Genomic DNA, 17,465 nt, shown 5'->3' on the forward strand with positions numbered 1-17,465 from the left:
CTTTTTCTGCTACCACAGAACAGGCTTTTGTTCCGTTTTTCGAAGGAGCTAATAGTAGTTAGATTTTATGAAAATCAACTGGAAAAATGATTTTACGGTTATGCTGTTGCGACTTATGGTCGTTTATGTCGCATTCATGTTCGGTAGATTTATCTTTTATTATTTTAACGACCACCTGATAGATCCCATTCACCATAAGGACCTGTTTTCTTTGCTGAGAGGAAGCCTGATGTTTGACACGGTTTCCATTCTTTATCTTAATCTGCCTTTTATTTTTTTCTCGTTGCTTCCTTTTCGGTTTCGGGAAAAAGAAAACTATCAGAAAAGACTTTTCTGGATTTATATGATTTCGAACAGCCTTGGTCTGCTGGTCAATTTTGCAGATGTGTTTTATTATCCATATAAACAGTCCCGATTGGTTTTAGGTGATTTGTTTTTGGTTAAGGAAGATAGCTTTTCACTTTTGATACTCGACTTTATAGCCGATTATTGGTATGGTTTTATCTTTTATTTCATTGTGCTTGGTATGCTTTGCGTTGGGTTCAGATGGATAGGATATGGAAAATCGGTAGTGTCAAGTAATAGAAATTATTATATCGTCAATTCGGTATATCTGGGCGTAATGGTTTTTCTGACCGTTTTTTTTGTCAGGGGAGCCAGTCTTTCAAAAGCTTCTTTTCCTATTTCGATGAGCGATGCCTTTATGTATACGGATAATGCTTCGCACACTTCCTTAATATTGAGTAATCCTTTCTGTCTTTTCCGAACGTTAGGCAAATCTAAAAAAGTTCCCAAACTCGAATATTTTGACAAAAAGACGGCAGAAACGTATATGCCAACAACACATATGCCGTCCTCTTCAGACAAATTTAAGATTGACCGCAATACAAATGTTTTTATTATAATTTTAGAGAGCTTCGGCAAAGCGCATATCAAAAGTCTTTCAGACCAGTTTAAGCCAAAACAGCAGACTAATACTCCATTTCTGGATTCACTTTTTCAGGAGGGCTATCTTTTTACAAATGCACATCAGAATGGCTACCGCTCTATGGATGCGCTGCCAGCAATCTGGGCTTCGATCCCGACTTTTAAAGAACCATTTCTGTCATTGCCTAATTCTGTTGCCAATTATCATGCTTTGCCAGCTTGCATGAATGAAATGGGCTATCATACGGCTTTTATGCACGGAGCCGTAAAAGAATCGATGGGATTTGTGTCTTTTGGTAAAAACCTTGATATTGAAGAATTCCAGTCCAGAGAAGAATACGAAAAAGTAAAAGGAGATGATGATTTTGACGGGAAATGGGGAATCTGGGATCATAAATTCTGGCCTTTTGTCCATGAAAAAGTCAACCAGATGCCAAAACCGTTTTTTACAACCGTTTTTACGCTTTCGTCCCATCATCCGTTTAGTATTCCAGTCGAGTTTAAAGGTAAATTTTCTGAAGGAACGCTCCCAATACACCGCGTTATCAAATATTCAGACTATGCACTCCAGATGTTTTTTGAAGAAATTAAAAAAGAACCCTGGTTTAAGAATACCCTTTTCGTAATAACGGCCGATCACGCTTCCGGAGCCGATTCTCCAAAGTTTTTAAAACCACCGTTTGATTATTCTATTCCGATTCTGTTTTATCATCCCGGTAAAAATTTCAAAGGAACCGATGACAAGATCATGCAGCATATCGATATCATGCCTACGCTTTTAGGAATGCTTGACTATGATAAACCTTATTTTGCTTTTGGAAAAAATCATTTCAATCCGGAAGGACGAGAAAACCATTTTGCTATTAATTTTTCGAATAGTGCCTTTAACTGTACTACTGATACGCATTACTACCAATTCAACGAAAAAGATATACTGGTTAAATCGGATTATAGAAAAGACCCGTTGTGGAAAAATAACCTGATGAAAAGCAAAACACAAGTAGATGAAAAGAATATTTTGTATTTCAAGGCATTTATCCAACAATATTATTCGCATTTAGGCGAGAGAAATTTTTTACCACAAAAGAAAACCAGGAAAGCAAAAGAAATTGCTGTTCGTGCGGAAGAAGTCAGGTAAAAAAGCCAGAAAACAAGAACTCTAAAACAAAAGTTAAAATTGCGATAACGATTTAGTTTTCTCTTTCGTTTGTAAGTCTAAAATTTTAAAATGAAGTATATTCGCATCGCAAAAATATATGTTAGTAGTCAAAAATGTAACAAAAAAACATTTTATGCGACTACTCACATACCTATTAAACTTTAAATACTATTAAATGAAAAAAATTATTTTATCCTTAATTACGGCTATACTGCTTGTTCCTACAACGGTGAAGGCTGACGAAGGGATGTGGTTCTTGATGTTCATTGAACGTTTGAATCACCGTGACATGCAGAAAATGGGATTGCAATTGACTTCTGAGGAAATCTACAGCATCAACCATTCAAGTATTAAAGATGCTATTGTTCAGTTCAATGGCGGCTGTACTGCAGAAATTATTTCTAACCAAGGTTTGGTTTTGACTAACCACCACTGTGGTTATGATGCGATTGCAGAAGTTTCTACTCCAAAAGACAACTACTTGAGAGACGGATTCTGGGCAAAAGACAAGAAAGCGGAAATCAAGCCAAACTCACTTTACGTACGTTTCTTTGTGAGAATGGATGATGTTTCTAAAAGAATCCTTTCTAAAGTTACGGATAACATGAGCGAGGCTGAGCGCGAAAAAGCAATCAACCAGGAAATTGCTAAAATCCAGAAAGAAAATGATGAAGGAGGGAAATATACTGTTTCTGTTCGTCCATTCTTCCAAGGAAATGAATACTACTATTTCGTTTACCAAGATTATAAAGACGTTCGTCTGGTTGGAACTCCACCGGAAAGTATCGGAAAATTCGGAGGTGATACAGACAACTGGGAATGGCCACGTCACACAGGAGATTTCTCTATGTTCAGAGTATATGCTGATAAAGATGGAAATCCTGCTGAATATTCTACTGAGAACGTTCCGTTGAAACCTAAGCACCACTTACCAATCAGCTTGAAAGGTGTTCAAGAAAATGATTTCGCAATGATTTTAGGTTATCCAGGTAGAACAAACCGTTGGATGCCAGCTGGTGGAATTGAGCAAAACGTAAAATTTGCTTATCCTGCATGGGTTGAAGGTTCTAAAACCGGAATGGACGCTATGAAAGTTCACATGGACAAAAGCGACCAGGTACGTTTAAACTATGCTTCTAAATATGCTTCTGTAGCGAACTATTGGAAAAACCGTCAGGGAATGATTGATGCGTTGACTAAATTCAAGACAGCAGATACAAAACAAAAAGAAGAGGCTGAGTTCAACAAATGGGCTAACAAGGCTGAGAACAAGCAAAAATATGGTGATGTTGTTGAAACAATCAATAAATATTACAAAGCAACAAACGAAAAGTCAAGACACGATAATTACCTGATTTCTATCTTGAGAAACAGCAGCCTGGCTGGTGGTCCTGCAAGTTTAGGAAATGGAATTGCAGCTTATGCTAAAGAAAATGATGCTAAGAAAGCTGAAATGCTTCCAAGACTTCAGGCAGCAATCGAAGGTGTTTATGAAGGTTTCTATCTTCCATTAGAAAGAGACGTATTGATTGCAGAACTAAATCTTTATGCTGCAAAAGCAGGTTACAAGCTAGATCCATTTATTGAAGGACTTGCTAAAGAAAACAAAAATAACTTCACGAAATTTGTAGATGAGGCTATCGCAGAAAGCGTTTTCGCTACAAAAGAAAAAGCAGAAGCATTTTTGAAAAATCCAAATCCGGATGCATTGAAAAATGATAAGCTATACTTGCTTTCATCTAGTATTTTGGCTACTTACAGAAGCAAGCCGGAAGAAATTGCTAAATTGGAAAATGATTATCAGAAGTCATTCCGTCTTCTTGTAGAAGGATTACGTGAGTCTAAGCTGAACAAAATCAAATATCCGGATGCAAACTCAACTTTACGTCTGACTTACGGTAAAGTTCGTTCTTTGCCTGCGGATAAGAGAAATGATGCGAAAATCAACAACTATACTACGCTTCAAGGAACAATCAAAAAATACAAGCCAAACGACCAAGAGTTTGACTTGCCTAAAAAATTGATTGAATTGAACGAGAAAAAAGATTTCGGACCATATGCTGACAAAAAAGGATATATGCCTGTAAACTTCTTGACAGACAACGATATTACAGGTGGTAACTCAGGTTCACCGGTATTGAATGGAAAAGGAGAGCTTATTGGTGTAGCTTTTGACGGTAACATCGAAGCTATGGCTGGTGACGTAATCTTTGATTCTAAACTACAAAGAACAATCAATGTTGATATCCGTTATGTTTTGTTTATCATTGACAAATATGCCGGAGCAAAACATATCATTGACGAAATGACAATCGCAAAATAATTTTTAGATTAGTTATTAGTTCAAATAATTTAAAAAGCCGTTTCAATTTGAAACGGCTTTTTTTGTGGAAATGAATTTGAAAGAATTACTCAGTTTGCTCCTGTTTTATATGAGTTTTGATTGACAATAAGCTAGTTCTCCAAAACAGATAAAATCCATCCCGCTATTCCAAATCATTTTGCTATTTTTGGAAGACTAAATCAAGCCTGTTGAAACGTTTTTTTTTACTTTTATTTTTGTTTCCGATAGCTGTTTTTTCACAGTCTGAATATGTGAAAGGAGAGCAGTTTTTTAATAAGGGGAATTATGAAAAGGCTAAAGAAATATTTGTGGCTCTTTATAAAAAAAGCCCAAAAGATACAGGCATTATTGAGTATTTAGGAGATATCGAAGCACATACAAAAAACTGGAATGAAGCCTTAGGGTACTATGAAAAGCTAAAAGAATTAAAACCTTCAGAAGCCAATTATTTTTATAAATACGGAGGTGCCCTTGGAATGAAAGCCAAGGAAAGCAATAAGTTTAAAGCTTTAGGGATGATTGATGATGTGGAAGATTCTTTTAAAAAAGCCATTGAACTAAATCCAAAACATATAGAATCGCGATGGGCATTGGTTGAGTTATATTTACAACTTCCCGGCATTGTTGGAGGCAGTGAAAGAAAGGCACAAAAGTATGCTGACGAACTGATGGCGCTTTCTGCTGTAGACGGTTATCTTTCAAAAGGGCATATTGCAGAATATTTCAAAAGATATAAAGAAGCAGAAAAGAATTATAAAAAGGCAGTCGAAATTGGAAGGTCAAAAATGACCTATAAGAAATTAGCCGACCTATATAAAAATAAAATGAAACAGCCCGAAAAAGCAAAAGCTGTTTTGGATGAGTATGCTGAAAAAAGCAAAATATAATTAAATCTGATCATAATCGGAATAGATGAGAACACACTTTATAGCCATTGGAGGCAGTGCTATGCACAATCTTGCCATTGCCTTGCATGAAAAAGGATACCAGGTAACCGGGAGCGACGATGCTATTTTTGAACCTTCCAAGACACGTTTGGAAAAAAGAGGATTGCTGCCTAAAGAAATGGGTTGGTTTCCTGAAAAAATTACTTCGGATATCGATTCGGTTATTCTTGGAATGCATGCCAAAGCCGATAATCCGGAACTTTTAAAAGCGCAAGAATTAGGATTGAAGATTTTTTCATATCCTGAGTTTTTATACGAACAGTCAAAAAATAAGACAAGAGTAGTAATTGGCGGTTCGCATGGAAAGACAACCATTACTTCGATGATTTTGCATGTTATGCATTACCACGGAATCAATGTGGATTATATGGTTGGAGCGCAATTGGAAGGTTTTGATACGATGGTGCATCTGACGGAAGAAAATGATTTTATCGTTCTTGAAGGAGATGAATACTTATCATCACCAATGGACAGAAGACCAAAATTCCATTTGTATCAGCCCAATATTGCCTTGATTTCCGGAATTGCCTGGGATCATATCAATGTTTTTCCAACGTATGAAAACTATGTAGAACAGTTTGAAATTTTTATACAAAAAATAACCAACGGAGGTATTCTTGTATATAATGAAGATGATGCGGAAGTAAAAAGAGTAGCGGAAGCAGCGACAAATCCTATTCGAAAAATTCCGTATTCAACACCAAATTATAGCGTAGAGAATGGAACAACATTGCTCGAAACTCCGGAAGGCGATATGCCAATTGAAGTTTTTGGAGCCCATAACCTGAATAATCTTGCCGGAGCCAAATGGATCTGCCAAAATATGGGTGTTGATGAGGCAGATTTTTATGAAGCCATTGCCAGTTTTAAAGGCGCTTCAAAACGTTTAGAAAAAATTGCAGAAAATAAGAATAATGTAGCCTACAAAGATTTTGCGCATTCACCAAGTAAGGTTGCGGCTACAACAAAAGCAGTGAAAGAACAATACCCTGACAGAAAACTGATTGCTTGTCTGGAATTGCATACGTATAGCAGCTTAAATGCTGAATTTCTGAAAGAATACGAAGGATCATTAGATGCAGCCGATGTGGCGGTTGTTTTCTATTCGCCTGATGCTGTAAAAATCAAGCAATTGGAAGAAGTAACCTATGAGCAGATAGCAAAATCGTTCAATCGTGAAGATCTGATTATTTATACCAATCCTGCGGCATTTAAAGAATATCTTTTCCACCTAAAATTTGATACGGAGAAAATCGCATTGTTGTTGATGAGTTCCGGAAATTATGGTGGACTGAATTTTGATGAGGTAAAAACGCTTCTATAAATAGACTATGATGATTAGTGGATCAGCCATTTCCCTTTCCGGAAGCTGGTCCGCTTACTTTTTAAATTGGTAATGTCCGGTTATTTTGTATTTGAAGAGGCAATCTTCCAGAACTTGTCCGGAACCAACATTATGCACAATCAGATTCCGTTTTCCGTCAGCTGTTTTTTTGTTTGTTACAATCCCTATATGCGGCATTTTTTCGCCAATCATCCAGGTTACGAGGTCGCCTGTCTTATAATCTGAAGCAATATCGGTTACTTCCAAACTTTTGCCAAATCGCGTAAAAAAGACCTGAAGATTTGGCACTCTTCTATGGTCAATATTCGGATCTGTCTTTTTGAGTCCCCATTTTTGCGGATATTTTGAGAAGTTTTTTTTCATGTCTTCATGTACTTCTTTCTGAAGGTCAATTCCCAGTTTTCTGTACGCCCTGATGACAACATCGGTACAAACGCCTTTGTCTTTTGGCACATCACCGTTAGGATAATTTATAGAAAAGTAACTTGGGTCATAACTGACTTTGTCTTTCGTCAGCGCAATTGCTGCATCTGAAAGTTTTTCCGGGAAACTCTTTTCTAAAGCAAGAGTAATATAAAGGAAACAGGTAAGAGAGAGAAAATACTTCATGGCAATTAGTTTTCAGGTATAACGTAAAATGTATGATATATCTTATAACTAGGATTTATTTATAAGTTTTTTTCTTAAACGATATATTCGTATATTTCATCATAATTTAATTTAAACGCCATGCAGGAGAATAAAAAAGCACCTTCAATTAAAAATTGGGCTGAAGATGACAAGCCTCGTGAAAAACTAAAATTGAAAGGCAAAGAAGCCTTAAGCAATGCTGAACTTGTCGCCATCCTTATACGGGCTGGAAACCACACGGAAAGCGCGGTAACATTGAGCAAACGAATCTTAGCAGATGTTAAAAGCCTGAATGCTATGGGGAAAATCTCGATCGAACAACTCGTAGCCTATCATGGTATTGGAGAAGCTAAAGCGATTACAATTATAGCTGCTATGGAATTAGGTCGCCGCCGTCGTTCTGAAGAAACTGTTCCATTAAAAAGAATGACATCCGGCAGAATAGTTTTTGAAGCGATGCAGCCTATTATCGGTGAACTTTCACACGAAGAATTTTGGATTTTGTATCTCAATAATTCCAATAGGATTATCCATAAATATCAGTTGAGCAAAGGCGGAATAACAGGAACTGTAGTAGATATGCGTCTTGTTTTTAAAGTAGCCATCGTGCATAATGCAACATCAATAATTCTCGCTCATAATCATCCTTCAGGAGTATTATATCCTAGCGAATCTGACAGGATAATAACTAAAAAATTAAAAATAGCAGGAGAAAATCTGGATATTAGAGTTTTGGATCATGTTATAATTACTGAGAATGCCTATTACAGCTTTAGAGATGAGGGCACTTTATAAGTTTAGAAAACGATCAGTATTTATAACACACTAATAGAAACGTTTTTAGCAACGGTATTTTTATTTCCTGCTAATCCGGTTATTTTATCTTCGCATCAAATTCCTGAATAATATTATAATTTTTGTCCTTAATAATTATTCTATAAACACCTTTGTCTAAAATAAAATTTGCCTTTGCTTCTTTATTTATGATTTCAATAATATCAGCAGGAACTCCATTTTGCTCATATTCATTTTTTCGATAGGCAAGAGCCAAAACAGGATATTCGGCGATTTTAGATTTTGGAATTGTATATGTTTTTCGCTGTCCGTCTAATAATAGCCAATTAGGCCTGTCATCTAAGTATTTTGTTATAGGATGAATTATCCTGCAGTCAGTCTGGTCGTTTGTTTCTCCTCCATTGAATAATTTTCCAGTGTCATTAACCATGATTACTGATTTTTTTGGATTGGCCATCAAAACATAAGGACTTGTAAATTTAACATCCCCTTTTTCAGTATAAGCGACCTGATCAATAGTAAAAGGATCAATATTTGTCTCGTCTTTTAATCGGCCGGCCATAGCTCTTCCCCAATTTTTGTTTGTTGGAGTTCCTTCTATAACGTGATCATAGCCACAATGGATTAAAAATTTTGAATTAGGATTCTTCTTAACCAATTGTGCAATATTTGCCGCTTCTTCAATTTCCCTTTCTTTTCCGTTTTTCCCTTCTGCTGCCTCATATTCAAATAAAACAAAGCCAATTTTCAATGCTTCATTTAACAAATTAGCCATTTGAGGCTCTTTTACATAAAAACCACTTTGCATAACCGGAAATTTTCGAACGTTTATTAATGAATCTGCAAGTGCTTCCAGTCCAAAAAAGCGATAGCCATTATCATATAAACCTTGTAAGAGCGATGTTGTAAAAACCCTGTGCATATTATTATGATGGGCTTCGTTAATAATGATAATCTTTTCGTCTTTTGAACGGTTTATGATATAGTTCTTTGCATGCTTTTGCTTGAAAGTATTAAAGTACAAACTATCTTCTTTGCTTATTTTTCGTATGGCACTTCCGTTTTTATCCCAAGTCTCTATAGCTTTTTGATAATATCCGCTTATGGAATAATCTGTTGCTCCCATCTGATATTTCCAAGCCAATGTATCTTTTTGGATTTTGGCGGCGATATCTTTTGAAAATAAATAAACTTCTGTATTTGTTTGGGCTGAAATTTTTAAAGTGAAAAGTAAAATGAGAATACATTTGAATAATTGTTTCATAACTGTCTGTGCCCTTTATGCGGATTAATGGAATAATATTTTATAAATATATTTTCTTTTACTGAAACATCAACTGCTCTCTGTCAAAATAATATAAGGGCATTAAGTAAATACAGGAACCAGACAACGGCATTTTATAAATTTGACTTAACAAAATATTTTAAAGTATTTGAGTATCTTGCAGGCAGTTGCAGAAACAACATTAATTATGATTCAGACCAAAAATCTCACTTTTTCTTATAATGGGAAAGTGAATTTTAATTTCCCAGATATTTCTTTAGATAGCGGTCAGGTACTTTTGATTACCGGCGGTTCCGGGAAAGGAAAAACAACATTGCTTCACCTGTTGGGAGGCCTGCTAAAAGCACAATCAGGATCCATTCGTATTGGAGATAAAAATATTGAGAGCCTATCCCATAAAAATTTGGATAAATTCAGGGGAAAAAATATAGGGCTGATCTTACAGCAGTCGCATTTTGTGGAAGCATTTTCTGTTTTTGAAAATGTTGTTCTTTCTTCCTGGCTGGCAACCGGACAAAAAGCCGAAGAGAAAGCAAAATCACTTTTGGCGGAACTCGGACTGTCAGACCAGATACATAAATTGACATCACGTTTGAGTATAGGACAGCAACAAAGGGTTTCGATTGCCAGAGCTTTGGTAAATGAGCCCCAATTGCTTTTGGCGGATGAACCTACATCAAGTCTTGATGATGAGAACGCTTACAAAGTAGCCGATCTGCTTTCGCAATTGTCTAAAGAATATGGAGCTGCACTCATTATTGTTACGCACGACCAAAGATTAAAAGATCGTTTTTCTAATCAAATTACATTAGTATGATTGTCAAATTAGCTTGGAAAAATATCTGGTTCAAACCTTTGAATACCATCTTAAGCATTGTTTTGTTAACAGCAAGCGTTGCCATAATTTCATTGTTAATCTTACTTCAGGAGCAGTTTGAAAAGCAATTTTCGAGCAATATTGACGGTGTTGATGTTGTTTTGGGAGCACAGGGAAGTCCGCTTCAATTAATTCTTTCCTCAGTTTACCAGGTTGATGCTCCAACAGGCAATATTAGCTACAGTGAAGCCAAAACATGGATGAAACATCCTTTTGTGAAAAGTGCCATACCGCTCGCGTTTGGAGACAACTACAGAGGATTTAAGATTGTAGGAACAACACCGGACTATCTGGATAAATTTGGAGCGACAGTTGCTCAAGGAAGAATATTCCAAGCCGATTTTGAAGTTATTGTAGGTGCAGAAATTGCAAAAAAGCTAAATATAAAAGTAGGAGATAAATTTTTCGGATCGCATGGCGATGCAGCCGAAGGCGAGGTTCATGAAGAATTTGCTTATAAAGTCAGCGGTATTGCAAGTCCTACCGGAAAAGTAATCGACAATCTTATCCTATGCAATATCCCAAGTGTATGGGCAATGCACGAAAATCATGAACATGCAGATGAAAATCCGGTTCATGGAGAAGAAGGACATATTCATTTTGAAGGCGATGAACATGAACATCACGATCATGAAAAAGTAATGCCGGTATCGGAAGAAGGAAAAGAAATAACCGCAGTACTGATAAAATTCAGAAATAAAATGGGCTTTGTGACCTGGCCGAGATTGATAGCGCAGAATACAAAAATGCAGGCAGCCTCTCCTGTAATTGAAGTCAACAGACTATTTTCTTTATTTGGAATCGGGTTGCAGGCATTGCAGTATCTGGCATACGGAATTATGCTTATATCGGGAATCAGCATCTTTATAGCACTTTATAATACACTGAAAGAACGAAAATACGAATTCGCACTATTGAGAGTCAGTGGGGCCAGTCGTGTGCAATTGCTTACATTGGTACTGTTTGAAAGTGTATTGCTGTGTTTCGTCGGATTCATTTTCGGCACTATTGTTGGAAGGATTGCACTGTTCTTAATTTCTTCCTCAACAGATGAAGAATATAAAATGACTTTTAATCCGTTTGCTTTTATATGGCAGAAAGAAGGAATTTTATTTATAGTAACTATCTTTGTAGGAGTATTGGCTGCGACAATTCCGGCCATAAAAGCATACCGATTGAATATTTCAAAAACTTTAGCAAATGCGTAAGACTTATTATTTCGTTATAACTCTTTTCACTTTTTTAAGTGCAATTTATATATCTGATAACCTGAAGGAAAAAAAATCAGATTCTCTTTCTTTACAACAGGCCGGTTTTTTACCAAAAATGGAAACTTTTTCTAAGCCTGAGGCAAAGTCTTTTGTTGTGACAGATACCTTAAACTGGAAACTGTTAGGAGCAATCAAATTTGTAAAGAAACAGAATAAGGATTATCCTGATGGAGTAATGTATCCAATAATAAATTCTACCTTGAAGGTGAAAAACAAAAAAAGAATTGCAATGTCAGGATTTATTGTCCCAATAGACAATACGACTTATGCACTTAGCAAAAATGTTTTTGCCGCCTGCTTTTTCTGTGGTCAGGCAGGGCCGGAAACTATTATGGGAATAAAATTCAGAGGAGGTACTCCGAAATTGAAAACTGATCAGTATGTAACTTTGGAAGGTAATTTTCGTATAAATGACAATGATGTGGAAGATTGGATCTATCATATAGAAGATGCCGTAATTGTAAAAGGAAAATAAATTGGAAAGTAAAATTTTAGACGTTTTTTTTGATTTGGACCATACTTTGTGGGACTTTGAAAAAAATTCAGCATTAGCATTCGATACCATCTTGAAAAAACACAAAGTAGATGTGGATATTCAGGACTTTATTTCGTTATATGTTCCTATAAATACCAAATATTGGAAACTATATCAAAACGATGAGGTAACACAGGAACAGTTGCGTTACGGAAGACTAAAAGATGTTTTTGATCACATGCAGGTAGAGATTGATGACGAAATGATTCATTTTTTAGCAGAAGAATATATTTGCTATCTTCCTCAGTTCAATCATCTTTATGACGGTACAATAGAACTTCTGGAATATCTGAAACCAAAATACAGACTGCATATAATTACGAACGGATTTCATCAGATACAAAACAATAAACTGGTCAATTCTAATATTGTACATTATTTTGAAACCATTACTAATTCTGAAAACGCAGGAGTAAAAAAACCAAATCCGGAAATATTTAACTATGCGTTGGATTTGGCTAAATGTTCTAAAGAAACAAGTATTATGATTGGCGATAATCTGGAAGCTGATATAGAAGGCGCCCTAAATGTAGGCCTCGACGCTATCTTTTTTAACGAACACAATTTAGAAACGCATCCTAATATTAAGCAGGTGAATCATCTGCTGGACTTAAAAAAATATCTTTAAACTTTTCCTATATGAAAAAAAATATCCTAATCTTATTCTTGTTTGCCTCACTTTCTGCTTTGGCGCAAAGATCATTGAATGATTACAAATATGCCATCGTCCCTGTAAAGTTTAATTTTACAAATGAGGAAAATGAGTACAGACTCAATACAATCACAAAATTTAATCTTACAAAGATGGGATTTGAGGCTTTCTATGATAATGAGAATCTGCCTTTAGAAATAGCCACCGAAAGATGTAGCAGAGTATTCGTTAATGTAGAAAAAGTAAGTTCATTAATGGCAACAAAACTGGTTGTTGTATTCAGAGATTGTGAAAATAAAGAAATTAATAGAAGTGATATTGGGTCCAGCAAGGCTAAAGAGTATAGACTTGCTTATCCGGAAGCGCTGAATAATGCCTTTAAGTCGCTATTTACTATTGGATATAATTATAATGGGAAAGTTTATAAGGCAGAGTCTAAAAAGGCTGAAACTCCTAAATCTTCAGTTGAGCCGGAAAATACTCCAAACATGCTTTTTGCTCAGCCAATTTCAAATGGCTATCAATTGGTTGACAGGACTCCAAAAGTTGTATTCAAAATTTTCAAAACTTCACATCCGGATTATTTTACAGTACAATCTGATACGATTAATGGAGCGTTAATCAGGAAAAATAATGAATGGATACTAGAATACTATAAAGATGATAAGCCGGTTTCAGAAAAACTTTTAATCAAGTTTTAATAACCATATTTATTTTTCCAACGATTTTTTAAAAATTCCCTTGTTGATTGTTCTCTGGAGTTATTTCCGGGAACATAAATAGGGGAATTTTTTATTTCATCAGGAAGAAATTCCTGTTCAGCAAAATTGTTTTGGTAGTCGTGGGCATATTTATAATCTTCGCCATAACCTAATTCTTTCATCAATTTTGTAGGTGCATTTCTCAAATGAATTGGAATTGGCAAGTCGCCCGTCTGTTTTACTATTTGCTGTGCTTTCCCGATCGCCATATAAGAGGCATTACTTTTAGGTGAAGTTGCAAGATAGATGGCACATTGGCTTAAGATAATCCGACTTTCCGGATAGCCTATGGTAGTCACGGCTTGAAATGTATTGTTTGCCATGATAAAAGCTGTTGGGTTTGCGTTGCCAATATCTTCACTGGAAAGTATCAGCATGCGTCTTGCGATAAATTTGACATCTTCACCACCTTCAATCATACGTGCCAGCCAATAAACGGCCCCGTTGGGATCGCTGCCGCGGATTGATTTTATAAAAGCAGAAATAATGTCATAATGCTGTTCGCCGGTTTTATCATACAATACTGTATTTTGTTGTACCAGTTTAAGTACAGAATCGTTCGTAATTATGATTTTTTCATCGTTTGATGCATTGACAACAAGATCGAAAATATTGAGCAACTTTCTACCATCTCCGCCCGAAAGTCTTAATAGAGCTTCCGTTTCTTTTAATTCGATATTCTTTTCTTTTAGGTAGACATCGGTTTTCATTGCACGTTCCAGCAGAGCTTCCAGATCTGATTTTGAAAAAGCATTCAATATATAAACCTGACAACGCGACAGTAATGCAGGTATTACTTCAAAACTAGGATTTTCTGTAGTAGCGCCTATTAATGTTACCCAGCCTTTTTCTACAGCAGCCAATAAAGAATCTTGTTGTGACTTGCTGAAACGGTGAATCTCATCAATAAACAAGATTGGGTTTTTAGCTGTAAACAAACCGCCACTCTGTTTGGCTTTTTCAATGACATCACGTACTTCTTTTACTCCAGAATTAATTGCACTCAAAATATAAAACGGACGTTTTGATTCTTGTGCAATGATTTGAGCCAAAGTGGTTTTTCCTGTTCCGGGAGGTCCCCATAAGATTAAGGAAGGAATAATACCTTTTGCAATTTGATGCGTTAATGACCCGTTAGGGCCTACCAATTGTGGCTGGCCTAAATAATCTTCAAGCTGTTGCGGGCGAATTCTTTCTGCTAATGGTGCTTCCATTTTGTAAAATTACTGAATTTGCAGAAGTTTTTTTAATGCTACACAGCATAAACTTTTGTGAAATTTCTAAAGAGTGATCTGATTTGTCGAATAGGCTAAAAAACGGATTATTTATTTTTAATGCTGACAAAATAGCACGAAAATAAAATTGGATAAGTTTTTGACAGTTTTTGGTAAAAAAAATCCTAAAAGCAATGGACGATAAAAATTTGAAATTCTCTCCCTCAGTTTTGGCCTGGCCATTGTTTGCTGTAGTTCTTTTATGGATTGTTTTTTGGGCAGAAGTTCGCTTTAAGCTCAATCTTACTGAATATGGAATTTATCCCCGTACTTTCTCCGGATTAAGAGGGATTATATTCAGTCCGTTTCTTCATGGTGATATTCAGCATCTCTATAACAATTCAATTCCGTTGTTTCTTCTGATTGCAGCATTGCGGTTCTTTTATAGAAATCAGACTTTAGCAGTGCTTGGATATGGGATTTTGTTGTCTGGTTTTCTGACTTGGGTAATTGGAAGGGAATCCTATCATATTGGCGCCAGTGGTTTGATTTATGTCTTGGTCAGTTTTATCTTTTTTAAAGGTATCCAGACCAAGTATTACAGACTGGTTGCTTTATCACTAACCGTTATCCTGATGTATGGAGGTTTGGTCTGGTATATTTTTCCAAACGTCCAAGAAGGAATTTCCTGGGAAGGCCATTTGGCCGGGCTTATATCGGGTTATGTCTTTTCCTTAGCAATAAAAACTCCAGAGTATCAAAAACCAATTATATATGATTGGGAACGACCGGATTTTAATCCTGAGGAAGATATGTTCATGAGGCATTTTGATGAAAATGGAAACTTTCAAAATTTTCCAAAGCCTGAAGACGATGCTGAAATCAGGGATGAAGAATTTTTCAGATCCAATTACAATGTCTTTTACACAATTGTTCGAGATGATTCAGAAGATAATCAGGAAGATGAAATAGATGGTGCAGAAAAGAATAGTTAACTTCTCTGTCTCACGGTCTCGTAAAGAAAAGCACCACAGGCAACCGATACATTTAAGGAAGCAATAGTACCAAACATTGGCAGTTTTGCTTTTTCATCTACAATTTTTAAAACTGAAGGATTAACACCACGATCTTCAGATCCCATAATAATGGCTATAGGCTCATTAAGCGATAAGTCATAAATGTTCTGGTCTGTCTTTTCGGTAGCAGCAATTGTTTTTATGCCGGATCCCTGAAGATGGAAAATGGCATCTTTAATATGTTCTACCTTGCAGATTGGTACATTGAAAACAGCACCTGCTGAAGTTTTTACAGTGTCACCATTAACTGGAGCAGCTCCTTGTTTTTGAATAATAATTCCGTCGACACCTGTACATTCTGCTGTTCTGATAATGGCTCCAAAATTTCGGGCATCAGATATTTGATCCAGGATAAGGAAAAGAGGAGTCTTGCCGCTATCTATGACCGTTTCGATAAGTGTTTCAAGATTATGAAAAGAAACAGGTGCAATAGTAGCAACGGCACCCTGATGGTTATTCGGTGTCAGTTTGTTCAGCTTTTCTATAGGCACATACGAAAAATTTACGCTGGCACGTTTCATGACTTTCATCAAGTCTTTCATTAATTCGCCTTGCGCGTCTTTCTGAATGAATACTTTGTCTATTTCTTTTCCAGCTTGTATAGCCTCTATAATCGCTCTGATTCCGAAAATTTGATGTCCTTTTTCCATGGTGGCAAAGATAGGATAAAGTTATAGAGAAATAAAATAAGGCCGGTGAATTCAATCTGCCGGCCTTTAAATATTTTTTAATTAGTTTGTCTGGAAGATATCCGGCCAATCAACGCCGCCTTCTCTGGTAAGGGTGACAGTGCCGCCATCGCCCCACGTGTTTCTCCACGTAAACACCATAACAGGTCCGGTGACGCTAATGATATTATAAGTAAAAGTGTCGGAATACTGGTCGGAACCGCTAAAAAGGAATTCGCGGCACACCCATGTTAAGAATGCACCGTCTGGACCAACGGCAGGATCATCATCGTAAATAGCTTCAAATAATCCGAATGAAGCATCATCAAGGCTGTACTTTCCTGGCTCAGCTTCAGTCCAGGTTACTGAGCCGCTAATAGTGCCGGCAATCCCGGTTCCGGTTCCGTTTCCTGTACCATCGCCATACTGCATAGAAGTCTGAGTATAGGTATGTGTCCCTGACAAATCATCCGTAATTGGGCATAATGGTTTTAAATTGATTACGACAGTACTTGTAGATTCTTTTGTAGAAACGCCTACCGGGAAATTTGCTGTTGCAGAGGTCAGTTTCAGAGCAATAGTTAATGGAACTGATAATTCCGGATCCAAAGAGGAAGGGATTATCAGTATAGGAAAAATTACATCAGTATCTCCGGCAAGAAGTGTAAAAGTCCCGTTATTTAAAATGGTAAAGTTTGTACCTTCAATAGCAGTTGTCTTGGACTGATCTACCTCATAGGTGACAACAATGTCCGATGGAGCTGGTGAACCATTACCTCCTACTAAACGGGCAGAAGCTTGAAATTCAAATTCATCCATTCCAATATCAAATGTCCCGTCAACGGTGCTCAACGGAAATTCGATAATTCTTGTTCCAGCCCCAAAATCTGTTACATCGTCATCTACAAGACAAGAAGAGAACAGGGCCAATATAATCGCAATAGTTGCGAATTTGAGTTTAAAATTTTTCATTTTTCAT

16 protein-coding genes are annotated in these 17,465 nt (G+C 36.4%); 11 read left to right on the forward strand and 5 right to left on the reverse strand.

All coding sequences use genetic code 11. The features are described 5' to 3' along the window. Positions 1–67 precede the first annotated feature (67 nt). The 4 genes from ABH942_RS11555 to murC all read left to right on the forward strand — a co-directional run bounded on the left by ABH942_RS11555 (position 68) and on the right by murC (position 6,701). Positions 68–2,065 carry an LTA synthase family protein gene (locus ABH942_RS11555; RefSeq protein WP_370032117.1) on the forward strand — a complete coding sequence of 666 codons (1,998 nt, stop codon included), beginning with the start codon at positions 68–70 and terminating at the stop codon, positions 2,063–2,065. 196 nt (positions 2,066–2,261) lie between these two features. Continuing rightward, a complete protein-coding gene (locus ABH942_RS11560; protein WP_370032119.1) occupies positions 2,262–4,409 on the forward strand; it encodes a S46 family peptidase in 2,148 nt (715 codons plus the stop codon). A gap of 209 nt (positions 4,410–4,618) precedes the next feature. Next, positions 4,619–5,317, forward strand: coding sequence for a tetratricopeptide repeat protein (locus tag ABH942_RS11565; RefSeq protein ID WP_370032121.1), 699 nt, complete (start codon positions 4,619–4,621; stop codon positions 5,315–5,317). 25 nt (positions 5,318–5,342) lie between these two features. After that, positions 5,343–6,701, forward strand: a complete 1,359-nt coding sequence (gene murC / locus ABH942_RS11570) for a UDP-N-acetylmuramate--L-alanine ligase (RefSeq protein WP_370032123.1) — start codon at positions 5,343–5,345, stop codon at positions 6,699–6,701. 54 nt (positions 6,702–6,755) lie between these two features. On the opposite strand, the gene ABH942_RS11575 is transcribed toward murC, so the two are convergent. Next, positions 6,756–7,331 carry a DUF1287 domain-containing protein gene (locus tag ABH942_RS11575; protein WP_370032125.1) on the reverse strand — a complete coding sequence of 192 codons (576 nt, stop codon included), beginning with the start codon at positions 7,329–7,331 and terminating at the stop codon, positions 6,756–6,758. Positions 7,332–7,451: 120 nt separating this feature from the next. On the opposite strand from ABH942_RS11575, the gene radC reads away from it, so the two are divergent. After that, on the forward strand, positions 7,452–8,147 hold the full coding sequence (radC, locus tag ABH942_RS11580) for a DNA repair protein RadC (RefSeq protein WP_370032127.1): 696 nt from the start codon (positions 7,452–7,454) through the stop codon (positions 8,145–8,147). 79 nt (positions 8,148–8,226) lie between these two features. Here the strand turns inward: radC and ABH942_RS11585 are convergent, their stop codons facing one another. Then, the gene (locus tag ABH942_RS11585; RefSeq protein WP_370032130.1) at positions 8,227–9,411 is read right to left on the reverse strand and encodes a hypothetical protein; all 1,185 of its coding nucleotides are present in this window, start codon (positions 9,409–9,411) and stop codon (positions 8,227–8,229) included. Positions 9,412–9,619: 208 nt separating this feature from the next. On the opposite strand from ABH942_RS11585, the gene ABH942_RS11590 reads away from it, so the two are divergent. From ABH942_RS11590 to ABH942_RS11610, 5 genes are read left to right on the forward strand one after another with little or no spacing between them, the layout of a single operon-like run. Then, on the forward strand, positions 9,620–10,249 hold the full coding sequence (locus ABH942_RS11590) for an ABC transporter ATP-binding protein (protein WP_370032132.1): 630 nt from the start codon (positions 9,620–9,622) through the stop codon (positions 10,247–10,249). Next, positions 10,246–11,517: an ABC transporter permease gene (locus ABH942_RS11595; RefSeq protein ID WP_370032134.1), complete on the forward strand. Its 1,272-nt coding sequence runs from the start codon at positions 10,246–10,248 to the stop codon at positions 11,515–11,517. The genes ABH942_RS11590 and ABH942_RS11595 overlap by 4 nt, the downstream gene beginning before the upstream one ends. Continuing rightward, positions 11,510–12,055 carry a hypothetical protein gene (locus tag ABH942_RS11600; RefSeq protein ID WP_370032136.1) on the forward strand — a complete coding sequence of 182 codons (546 nt, stop codon included), beginning with the start codon at positions 11,510–11,512 and terminating at the stop codon, positions 12,053–12,055. The genes ABH942_RS11595 and ABH942_RS11600 overlap by 8 nt, the downstream gene beginning before the upstream one ends. 1 nt (position 12,056) lies before the next feature. Next, positions 12,057–12,743, forward strand: a complete 687-nt coding sequence (locus ABH942_RS11605) for a YjjG family noncanonical pyrimidine nucleotidase (protein ID WP_370032138.1) — start codon at positions 12,057–12,059, stop codon at positions 12,741–12,743. 11 nt (positions 12,744–12,754) lie between these two features. Beyond that, complete coding sequence (locus tag ABH942_RS11610) at positions 12,755–13,468, forward strand: hypothetical protein (protein ID WP_370032140.1); 714 nt, start codon at positions 12,755–12,757, stop codon at positions 13,466–13,468. On the opposite strand, the gene ABH942_RS11615 is transcribed toward ABH942_RS11610, so the two are convergent. Next, a complete protein-coding gene (locus tag ABH942_RS11615) occupies positions 13,465–14,742 on the reverse strand; it encodes a replication-associated recombination protein A (RefSeq protein WP_370032142.1) in 1,278 nt (425 codons plus the stop codon). The genes ABH942_RS11610 and ABH942_RS11615 overlap by 4 nt on opposite strands. A gap of 194 nt (positions 14,743–14,936) precedes the next feature. On the opposite strand from ABH942_RS11615, the gene ABH942_RS11620 reads away from it, so the two are divergent. Beyond that, positions 14,937–15,737: a rhomboid family intramembrane serine protease gene (locus tag ABH942_RS11620; protein WP_370032144.1), complete on the forward strand. Its 801-nt coding sequence runs from the start codon at positions 14,937–14,939 to the stop codon at positions 15,735–15,737. On the opposite strand, the gene rlmB is transcribed toward ABH942_RS11620, so the two are convergent. Further along, positions 15,734–16,468 (reverse strand): 23S rRNA (guanosine(2251)-2'-O)-methyltransferase RlmB, encoded by a 735-nt coding sequence (gene rlmB / locus ABH942_RS11625; RefSeq protein WP_370032146.1) that lies wholly within the window; start codon positions 16,466–16,468, stop codon positions 15,734–15,736. The genes ABH942_RS11620 and rlmB overlap by 4 nt on opposite strands. A gap of 81 nt (positions 16,469–16,549) precedes the next feature. Beyond that, positions 16,550–17,458, reverse strand: a complete 909-nt coding sequence (locus ABH942_RS11630) for a hypothetical protein (RefSeq protein ID WP_370032148.1) — start codon at positions 17,456–17,458, stop codon at positions 16,550–16,552. Between the last annotated feature and the right edge of the window lie 7 nt (positions 17,459–17,465).

Source organism: Flavobacterium sp. 28YEA47A, assembly GCF_041262125.1.
In the GTDB taxonomy this organism is placed as follows: domain Bacteria; phylum Bacteroidota; class Bacteroidia; order Flavobacteriales; family Flavobacteriaceae; genus Flavobacterium.